The following is a 9672-nucleotide window of genomic DNA, read 5'->3' as shown; positions in this document are numbered from 1 at the left end:
CCGCCGCGCCCGCCCACCGCTTGCCCGACCGAGGCAAACACTCGCCAGAAATCAGCGGGCGCGTACTGCACGTAACCGCCCACCTCGCCCATGTCCGGCACATCGCGCAACCCCTGCAATTCGCCGTTGGAGGTGCGCCCCGGCAGGTAATTCACGAAGGGGCCGGCGCTGAAGCCATTGGCGTTCAAGGCGTCCCAGGTCAGCCCGTCGTCCGTACTGAGGCTGACATCGCCCCAATCAAGATCGAGGTACGGCACCGGCCGGGTTTCGTAGCGGCTACCAGTCGGATCGTGCGGTTGATAGCTGAGGCCTGCCCCTGCTTCACCGGTGATGCCGTCCGCTGAAACGTTGGCCGAAAGGCACGTCAGCGCGGCAAATAGAGCAACAGTAATCCTCGACATGAGGCCATTCCTTGATCTGGATGTGCGCGCATCAATCCCCGAATCGCCCCTCCCGCGCAAGCACTCATGTTCTTTGTAGCGACCTACAAAAATTGTAGCTTCGCCGACACAAACACACGCCAGAACCCCAGCCCCGCTGGGCCAAACCCAGTTGGCACAGTCCCTGCTCTACCCCCTTGGCAAGCGCAAACAGCGCCTCCTGCCAAGATAGGTACAACAGATGATTGACTGGCATATCGTGTGTGATTTCGACGGGACCATCACCCGCACCGACGTGATCGACAGCATCCTCCAACGGTTCGCCGACCCGAGCTGGGAAGCGATCGAAAACGAGTGGCTGGCGGGTGACATCGGTTCCCGTGAATGCCTCAGCCGCCAGCTCTCGCTGGTCAAGGCCACACCGGGCGAACTGCTCGGGTTCTTCGACAGCATCGAGATCGACCCGGATTTCCCCGACTTCGTCGACCACGTCATCGGCCTCGGCGCGTCCCTTGAAGTGGTCAGCGATGGCATCGAGCAAGGCATCGCACGGATCCTGGCGCGCCACTACGTCAGCCTGTTGCCGATCCTCGCCAACCGCCTGCGGCAGCTCGACCACCAAAGCTGGCGCATCGATTTCCCCCACGCCAGCGACGCCTGCCGCGCCGCCTCCGGCAACTGCAAATGCAAATCCACCCCCAGCGCCAAACGGGTGCTGGTGATCGGCGACGGCCAGTCCGACATGTGCGTGGCCGCCACCGCCGATTTCGTGTTCGCCAAGGATCGCCTGGCCGAGCACTGCGAGCGCAACGGCATCGCCTACGCCCGCTTCGACAGCTTCGCCGAACTGCCCGCGTTGCTCGCGCTGCTGCCAAGCGCCAGCGCCGCCAACGCCACCTCTTTCAACATAGAAACCTTCAACCCAGAAAATCAGGAACTCTTCCACCATGTCTGATATTCGAATCGCTACCGCAGAAGACCAGATCCTTCTGGATAAAGAAGCCAAGTACTGCTCCTACGGCGACACCGTTCACTACATCGATCCGCCGCGCATTTTCAGCCGCTGCGAAGGCTCCTACGTCTGGGACACCGAAGACCAGGCCTACCTCGACCTGCAAATGTGGTACTCGGCGGTCAACTTCGGTTACGCCAACCCGCGCCTGAATAATGCGTTGAAACAGCAGATCGACACCCTGCCGCAGATCGCCAGCCAGTACCTGCACAAAGGCAAGATCGAGCTCTCGGAAATGATCGCCGTAGACGCGAAAAAGAAGTTCGGCCTCGACGGCCGGGTGCACTTCAACGTCGGCGGTTCGCAGTCCATCGAGGACTCGCTGAAAGTCGTGCGTAACGCCACCAACGGCAAAAGCCTGATGTTCGCCTTCGAAGGCGGCTACCACGGTCGCACCCTTGGCGCGTCGTCGATCACCTCCAGCTACCGCTATCGCCGCCGTTACGGCCACTTTGGCGAACGCGCCCATTTCATCCCGTTTCCGTATCACTTCCGTGGCCCGAAAGGCATGACCAAGGAAGAGTACGGCAGCCATTGCGTGCAGCAATTCGCCCGACTGTTCGAGACCGAATACAACGGTGTCTGGGACCCTAAAGTCGGCCAGAGCGAATACGCAGCCTTTTACGTCGAGCCAATCCAGGGCACCGGCGGCTACGTGATTCCGCCGATGAACTTCTACAGCGAACTCAAGCATGTGCTGGACCAGCACGGCATCCTGATGGTGGTCGACGAAATCCAGATGGGCTTCTACCGCACCGGCAAGCTGTGGTCGATCGAGCACTTCGACGTCAAACCGGACGTCATCGTCTTCGGTAAAGCCTTGACCAACGGCCTCAATCCACTGGGCGGCATCTGGGCCAAGGAAGAGCTGATCAACCCGAAAATCTTCCCGCCAGGCTCCACCCATTCGACCTTCGCCTCCAACCCGTTGGGCACGGCGGTCGGCCTGGAAATGTTCAAGATGACCAGCGAAGTCGATTACGGAGCGATGGTCATGAACAAGGGCAAGTACTTCCTCGAAGGCCTGAAAGACTTGCAGAAACGCTACCCGATCATTGGCGACGTCGACGGCCTGGGCCTGGCCCTGCGCTGTGAAATCTGCGGGCCGGACGGCTTCACGCCGGACAAGGCAACGCTCGATTTCATGGTCGAAGAAGGCATGAAAGGCGACATCGAAATCGACGGCAAACGCCTGGGCCTGATCCTCGATGTGGGCGGTTACTACAAAAACGTGATCACCCTCGCACCGTCGCTGGAAATCAGCTACCCGGAAATCGATTTGGGTATCGCGCTGCTCGACCGCTTGCTGCATCGGGCGATGAAACGATGAACGAGCACGAGATCGAGATCGACATGGGCGAAGGCAGCGCCGGTTTCGTTCTCGGCAACGGGGAGGTCGCGGTGTTGTTGATCCACGGCCTCACCGGCACGCCGACCGAACTGCGGCGGGTCGCGATGGGCCTGGCCAAGGCCGGCTGCACGGTCTACGTGCCGACCCTGGCCGGTCACTGCGGGGACAACGCCGACCTGCAAGCCACCGGGTGGCGCGACTGGTACGAGAGCGCGCGCAACACCTTCATCGGTGTTCGGCGCAAGCATGAGCATGTGTTCGTCGGCGGCTTGTCGATGGGCGCGGTGCTGGCGATGTACCTGGCCGCCGAGCATCCGGGGCAGATCGAAGGCTTGCTGCTGTATTCCACCACCCTGCGCTATGACGGCTGGAACATGCCCAAAGTCGCGGTACTCACGCCGTTGCTGATGGCGATTCCGTATGGCGTGCACCTGTGCCGCTTCAACGAAAAATCACCGTTCGGCATCAAGGACGAACGCTTGCGGGCGATTGTCGAGCGGCAGATGAAGGCCGGTGAAAGCAGCAATGCCGGGCTGTTGACCATGTCCGGGGTAAGTGTCCGGGAACTGCATCGATTGGTGGCCGCGGTGAAAAAGCGCATGCCACAGATCACCACCCAGGCACTGGTGTTGCATTCGCGGGAAGACGACATCACCAGCCGCTGGAACGCCGACTATGTCGAACGAAAACTCGGCGGTCCGGTGGTGAAAATCCTGCTCGACGACTGCTACCACATGATCACCGTCGACCTGCAATACCGTCGCGTGGTGGAGCTGAGCGCGGACTTCATCCAGCACCGGTTCATGCAACAAGGAATCGTCCCGCAACCCATCCGCCAGGACTACCGGCAACTGGCCTGACCCATTGACGAATCAACGCACAATCCCTGTAGCAACTGGCGAAGCCTGCTGCTACAGGGATTGTGTAACGACGCAAAGTGCGTGGGAGCCGTGCGATGGCGAACATTGTGGGTAACTTTTAAGGAATCGATGTGATCACTGCCCTTGCCTTTTCAACCATCGAAGCCATCGACCGCAGTGCCTGGAATGACTGTTTCCCTGGCGAACTGGAGGACTGGGATTATTACCGGGCTGTCGAACAGGCGGGCATTGCGGATTTCCAGTGGCGTTATCTGGCGCTGTACGAAGACGAGAAGTTGGTCGCGGCTGCGGTGGCGTTCACCACCGCGTATTCGCTGGACACCACGGTTCAGGGACCGGGCAAACGCGTCACCGAACAGTTGCGCCGCTGGTGGCCGGGGCTGTTCGACGTGCGCCTGTACGCCCTCGGTTCGCCGGTGGCCGAGCAGTGCCATGTCGGCACCGCACGCCAGATCGACCCCGCCCGGCGTCTGGCCTTGCTTGAGCAATTGTTGACCCTGGCGCGCAACGACGCCGACCAGGCCGGAATCGGTCTGCTGGCGGTCAAGGACGCATCCCACCGCGATCCGCAGTGGTTGCAGGCGTGCCAGGCGGCCGGTCTGCAAAGCATGCCCGGCTTGCCCAGTGCCGAACTGCCGATCCGTTTTGGCTCGGTGGACGCGTACCTCGGCACGCTCGGTAAATCCACCCGCAAAGACCTGCGCCGCACGTTGCGCGGGCAAGGTCCGCGCATCGAATGGCGGCGCGCTGTGGAAGACCTCCTCCCACACATGATGGCGCTATACGAAGCCACCCTTGAGCGCAGCGAGCTGACCTTCGAACGCCTGCCACCGACCTACTTCCGCCAGGTCCTCGAACACCTCGATGAGCGTGCCGCGTGCGTGCTGTACTGGGTCGGCGATGAGCTGGTAGCGTTCAACCTGGTGCTGCTGGACGAGCAACGCCTGGTCGACAAATTCTTCGCCCACGACCTTGCGAAAACCCGCGAGCACAACCTGTACGTGCGCAGCTGGCTGGCCAATGTCGACTACTGTATTGAACACGGCATCCCGATCTACGCGTGCGGTCAGGCCGGCTATGCCAGTAAGCTGCGCCTGGGTTGCTCGTTCACCGGCAACACCGTGTTTTTCCGCCATCGCAACCGAGTGCTCAACGGCCTGTTGCAGGTGGTGAAAATGTTCATTCGACCGGACCGCTCCGACCCTGCCATGGCTGCTGCAATAAGCGAAACCTCATGATCAAAAACCGCCCCGCCACCGCCCGACCTTTCGCCCTCTCCGGCTGGAGCCTGCAGCGCAAACTGGTGTTGGCGTTCTGGCTGGTCAGCGTGATTCCGACCATGATCGCCGCGGAACTGGCGGCCACCACCCTGTCGCAGATTTTCGACAGCAACGTGCGGATCTGGCTGCAGGAATCGACCCAGATCGTCGAGGACGAGATCACCGAGATCCGCCGGGATAACGCCAGGGCCGCGCAGTTATTCCTGCGCTACACCCGCCCGCCGACGGACCGGTTGTCGAGCAAGCACGACAAACTGACCTCCGACATCGCCGACTCCATGGGCATCGACGTGGTGGCGCTGGTGCGCAACAGCGATCACAAAGTGGTGTTCAGCACCGCCGCCGATGACATCGTCCGGCAGATCAGCACCGAGTCCAAGGCGTTGTTGCAGACCCTGCAAGTCGGCGGCATCCCCACCGGCACGGTCGTGTCGACCTTCGAGACCGATCAGGACGGCGTCGACTACAAACTGGTCATCGCCACCTACCTGGACAGCAGTTTCCTCACCAGCGTCGCCGATGTGCACTCCCTCGACCTGCGCCTGTACCTGGCCAAGGCCGATGACTTCTCGGAGATCTTCTCCACCCAGCGCTTCGAAGATCACCCGGCGGCGGTACCGGAAAAAATCGAACAAACCCTGCGCAATACCAAGCAGCCGATCGAACAATTCACCAATCGTTACAGCGGCATCTACCGGCCGATCCTCAATGAAAGCGGTGAGCTGCAAGGCGTGATTTTCAGCGGTCTGCTGCGCCACACCAGCCTGGTCGGGCTGGTGAACCAGAGCAACCTGTTCATCCTGATTTTCCTGCTCAGCTCGGCGGCGTCCCTGGCGGTCGGCTGGATTGTTTCGCAACGCCTGACCAAGCCGTTGCGCGGGTTGTCCAAAGGCGTGCAAGCGGTGATTGCCGGGGATTACCGCCAACGCCTGGCGGTCACCGGCGGCGACGAACTGGCGGAATTGAGCAGCACCTTCAACCACATGAGCGAACGCCTCGGCGAGTTGCAGCACCTGGAATCGCAACTGCGCCGCCGTGACCGTCTGCATGCCCTGGGTGAAGTCGCCATGGGCCTGGCCCATGAAATCCGCAACCCGCTGGGCATCATCAAGACCGCCACGCAACTGCTGCACCGGCGCGCCGATTTGCCCGAGACCGACAAGCGTCACCTGGAATACGTGGTCAGCGAAGTCAGCCGCATCAACGACCTGATCACCGATTTCCTCGACTTCGCCAAGCCCAGCGCGCCGATGCGTTCGACCCAGGCGGCGCGGCCGCTGGTGGATGACCTGATCGGCTTCTGCGCCCCGGAACTGGCCAGCCATAACATCGATGTGCACATCGACGATCAGGCCCCCGGCGCGACCCTTCATGTCGACGCGCGGCAACTCAAGCAGGCCGGCCTGAACCTGATCGTCAACGCCATCGACGCCATGCCCGACGGTGGACGGCTGACCGTGGCGATCAGCAGCGAATCGCCGTACACCGTGATCAGCATCAGCGACACCGGCCAGGGCATCGAACCGGACATGCTCGAACGGATCTTCACGCCGTTCGTCACCACCAAGGCTTCGGGTACTGGCCTGGGGCTGGCGAAGGTGTTCTCGATCATGGAAAGTCACGACGGGCGCATCGAATGCGTCAGTGAAAAAGATGCCGGCACCACCTTCAGCCTGTACATTCCGGCCAACGGTGAAGACTTCGACGAGGGCAGCGATGACACATAACGTACTGGTGGTCGACGACGAGCCCAAGCTCTGCGACTTGCTGGCATCGGCCCTGGGCCAGAACGGCATCCAGGTGTTCACCGCCGGCAACGGCTTGCACGCGCTCAAGGTGCTGGAGTGCGAGGACATCGACCTGGTGATCAGCGACTGGCGCATGCCCGGCATGGACGGCCCGCAACTGCTGGCGGAAATCAAAAGCCGTTTTCCGCAGTTGCCGGTGATCGTCATGACCGCCTACAGCACGGTGAAAAACGCCGTGCAGTCGATGCGCAACGGCGCCTTCGACTACATCGCCAAGCCGTTCGACATCGACGAACTGGACATCACCGTCAGCAAGGCCCTGCAATTTCGCGACATCCTCAAAGACAACCAGCGCATGCGCGCCGAGCTCGATGAGCATCAGCAGATCGACAGCCTGATCGGCGACAGCCCGAGTTTTCGCCGGGTGCTACACGCCATCGATTCGGTGCGCGAAAGCAACGCGACGATTCTGCTGACCGGCGAGAGCGGCACTGGCAAGGAAATGGTCGCCCGGGCGATCCACAAACACGGCAACCGCGCGGACAAACCGTTTGTGGCGGTGAACTGTGCGGCCATCCCGGAAGGGTTGCTGGAAAGTGAAATGTTCGGCCACCGCAAAGGCGCGTTTACCGGCGCCGTGGCGGATCGCGTCGGGCGCTTCATGCAGGCTGACAAAGGCACGTTGTTCCTCGATGAAATCGGCGAAATGCCGCTGGCCTTGCAGGCGAAAATCCTCCGGGCCTTGCAGGAACGGGTGATCGAGCCGGTGGGCGATCCGCGCGAGCGCAAGGTCGATGTGCGGGTGATTGCCGCGACCAACAGGAACCTGCTGGACGCGGTGGCCAACAAGGAGTTTCGCGAAGACCTGTATTACCGCCTCAACGTGTTCCCGATTCCACTGCCGGCCCTGCGCGAACGGGTGGAAGACATCGCGCCGCTGGCCCGGCATTTTGCTCACACCCTGGGCGCCACGGCGGGCAAGCGTTTTACCGGGTTCAGCGCGGAAGCCTTGCAGGCGATGGCCCATTACTCGTGGCCGGGAAATATTCGCGAGCTGCAGAACTGCGTGGAGCGGGCGACGATTGTGGCGTCGGGGGCGGTGATTGAAGAGGAGGATTTGCCGGCGTATCTGTTTGCCTCAAATTCCTGCGGCAGCGGTGCGCTGGTCACCGAAGGCAGCGTACCGGCGGATCTGGAAGCGGCATTGGCGGAGGTCGAGAAGGCTTACATTCTGGCCGCGCTGGCGCAGAGCAATGGCGTACAGGCTGCGGCGGCGCAGTTGATCGGGATCTCCGAGCGCAGCTTCTGGTATCGCCTGAAAAAACTGGGCATCCACGTAGACAAAATCGTCAGGTAACCGCTCCCCCCTGTGGCGAGGGCGCTTGCTCCCTCGCCACAGAAGCACTCCCGGTAATTAGCTCACGGTCCCGCCTTTTGATTCACTCATGATCTGCCGAATCGCCCCGACAAAGGTCTCAACCGGCTGCCCGCCCGTCACCGCGTACTGCCCGTTGAACACCACCGTCGGCACCGAACTCACCCCGCGCGACAGCCACAACTGCTCTTCTTCGAGCACCTCTTTGGCGAACTCATCGGACGCCAGAATCGCCTCGACCCGCTGCCGGTTCAGCCCCACACTTTCAGCAATCTGCGCCAATTGCTGGTGATCAGAGGGATTGCCGCCCTCGGTGAAATACGCCTTGAACAGCGCTTCCTTCAGATTGAACTGCAACCCTTCCAGCCCCGCCCAAAACAGCAACCGATGCGCATCAAAGGTGTTGTAGATGCGGCTGTTGCCATCGGTGCGAAACGCAAACCCGACCTCGGCGCCACGGGCGCGGATCATCTCGCGGTTCTTTTGGGATTGCTCCGGGGTCGAGCCGTATTTTTCGGTGATGTGTTCGGTGATGTTCTGCCCCTCTGGCCCCATTTTCGGGTTCAGTTCGAACGGCTGGAAACGGATCTCGGCCTGGACCTCATCACGCAGCACTTCCAGCGCCCGGGTCAGGCCATACAGGCCGACCACGCACCACGGGCAGGACACGTCGCTGACGAAATCGATTTTCAAAGGGGTACTCATCATTCACCTCGCAGGGCTGGATCGCGCCGGAAAGTTTGAACGATACACCTGACGAGACCAAGGTGGCAGCCGTTGCTGTATTCCCCTGTGGGAGCGGGCTTGCTCGCGAATGCGGTGTATCAGACAAGTAGTTGGCGACTGACACGACGCCTTCGCGAGCAAGCCCGCTCCCACAGGGATTTTCGGTGTTTGGGAGGGAGTGTTTAGTTCTGTTTAAGGTTACTTCCTGAAAGCTACAGCGCCTTGCGCCGTCGCCTACAACCACGTCAGAATCCGCCGGCTTGTGCGCCTTGGGGGCCGTCGGTAACTTGGTTCGTGTCACTAATTCCCAGTGATCGGGTTTAGTAGCCCGGGTAGGTTTTGACGGCTGCACAAGTGTCATTCAGTCAGGTTTGTGCCTGCATTCGATGGCGGCTGTGCGCTTGGCGCCCTCGGGCGCGCCGGTTTTGAATCCTCCCGGTCTACTAACTTGCGCACAGCTGCCTCCCTCTTCGTTTAGTAGCGAGATGAATGCGGCTCAACCTGAGGATTTACTTATGTTCAAACTTACTCCGAACCCACCAGAAACCGACGACGTCTCCCCCTACGAAACCCCGGACTCCAAAAAACTCAACCAAGCCGCCGATCGTGCCCTCGATTTCTACCTAAAACCGGTCATCCCGAAAGACACCCCACGCAAACCAAGCACCATTTACACCATCGCCCCCGACATCGATCACGAAACCCTGCTGGCCAACGCCTGCGAATCCCTGGCGTCAGCGAGCGTGATGCTGAGTGATTTCGCCGGGTTGTTGGAAGGCCCGCAGCGCAACACCGTGCTCGGCATTCAGCAGTCCGTGATGCTGGGTGAACTGGCGGTGAACCGGATGCTGGATAACTTTGTTCCACCGGGTTCAGCTACCTAACTGTCTGGCGATGCTTCACTAACACCAAAGATCAA

At 61.0% G+C, this 9672-nt stretch carries 9 protein-coding genes; 7 read left to right on the top strand and 2 right to left on the bottom strand.

Annotated elements, in window-relative coordinates; all coding sequences use genetic code 11:
* The coding region (locus tag K0F88_RS32250; RefSeq protein ID WP_257605196.1) for a MipA/OmpV family protein at nt 1-401 on the bottom strand (401 nt) is incomplete at its 3' end.
* 220 nt (nt 402-621) lie between these two features.
* On the opposite strand from K0F88_RS32250, the gene K0F88_RS06140 reads away from it, so the two are divergent.
* The 6 genes from K0F88_RS06140 (at nt 622) to K0F88_RS06115 (ending at nt 8009) form a co-directional block, all read left to right on the top strand.
* Nucleotides 622-1335 carry an MtnX-like HAD-IB family phosphatase gene (locus K0F88_RS06140; protein ID WP_219094574.1) on the top strand — a complete coding sequence of 238 codons (714 nt, stop codon included), beginning with the start codon at nt 622-624 and terminating at the stop codon, nt 1333-1335.
* Nucleotides 1328-2722, top strand: a complete 1395-nt coding sequence (locus K0F88_RS06135; RefSeq protein WP_219094573.1) for an aspartate aminotransferase family protein — start codon at nt 1328-1330, stop codon at nt 2720-2722. The genes K0F88_RS06140 and K0F88_RS06135 overlap by 8 nt, the downstream gene beginning before the upstream one ends.
* Nucleotides 2719-3603 carry a carboxylesterase gene (locus K0F88_RS06130; protein ID WP_094470871.1) on the top strand — a complete coding sequence of 295 codons (885 nt, stop codon included), beginning with the start codon at nt 2719-2721 and terminating at the stop codon, nt 3601-3603. The genes K0F88_RS06135 and K0F88_RS06130 overlap by 4 nt, the downstream gene beginning before the upstream one ends.
* Before the next feature lie 131 nt (nt 3604-3734).
* Entirely contained in the window at nt 3735-4862 is a 1128-nt protein-coding gene (locus tag K0F88_RS06125) for a GNAT family N-acetyltransferase (RefSeq protein ID WP_094470870.1), read from the top strand.
* A complete protein-coding gene (locus tag K0F88_RS06120; RefSeq protein ID WP_219094572.1) occupies nt 4859-6631 on the top strand; it encodes an ATP-binding protein in 1773 nt (590 codons plus the stop codon). The genes K0F88_RS06125 and K0F88_RS06120 overlap by 4 nt, the downstream gene beginning before the upstream one ends.
* Nucleotides 6621-8009, top strand: a complete 1389-nt coding sequence (locus K0F88_RS06115; protein WP_219094571.1) for a sigma-54 dependent transcriptional regulator — start codon at nt 6621-6623, stop codon at nt 8007-8009. The genes K0F88_RS06120 and K0F88_RS06115 overlap by 11 nt, the downstream gene beginning before the upstream one ends.
* Before the next feature lie 57 nt (nt 8010-8066).
* On the opposite strand, the gene K0F88_RS06110 is transcribed toward K0F88_RS06115, so the two are convergent.
* Nucleotides 8067-8732 carry a DsbA family oxidoreductase gene (locus K0F88_RS06110; RefSeq protein WP_094470886.1) on the bottom strand — a complete coding sequence of 222 codons (666 nt, stop codon included), beginning with the start codon at nt 8730-8732 and terminating at the stop codon, nt 8067-8069.
* A gap of 536 nt (nt 8733-9268) precedes the next feature.
* Between K0F88_RS06110 and K0F88_RS06105 the strand changes: the two genes are divergently transcribed.
* The gene (locus K0F88_RS06105; RefSeq protein ID WP_094470867.1) at nt 9269-9637 is read left to right on the top strand and encodes a DUF6124 family protein; all 369 of its coding nucleotides are present in this window, start codon (nt 9269-9271) and stop codon (nt 9635-9637) included.
* Nucleotides 9638-9672: the final 35 nt, after the last annotated feature.

The sequence above is a fragment of the Pseudomonas sp. UMAB-40 genome, from assembly GCF_900095275.1.
GTDB lineage: Bacteria > Pseudomonadota > Gammaproteobacteria > Pseudomonadales > Pseudomonadaceae > Aquipseudomonas > Aquipseudomonas mandelii_B.
Note: the sequence above shows the minus strand (reverse complement) of the source record. Positions and strands in the feature narration are given on the sequence as shown.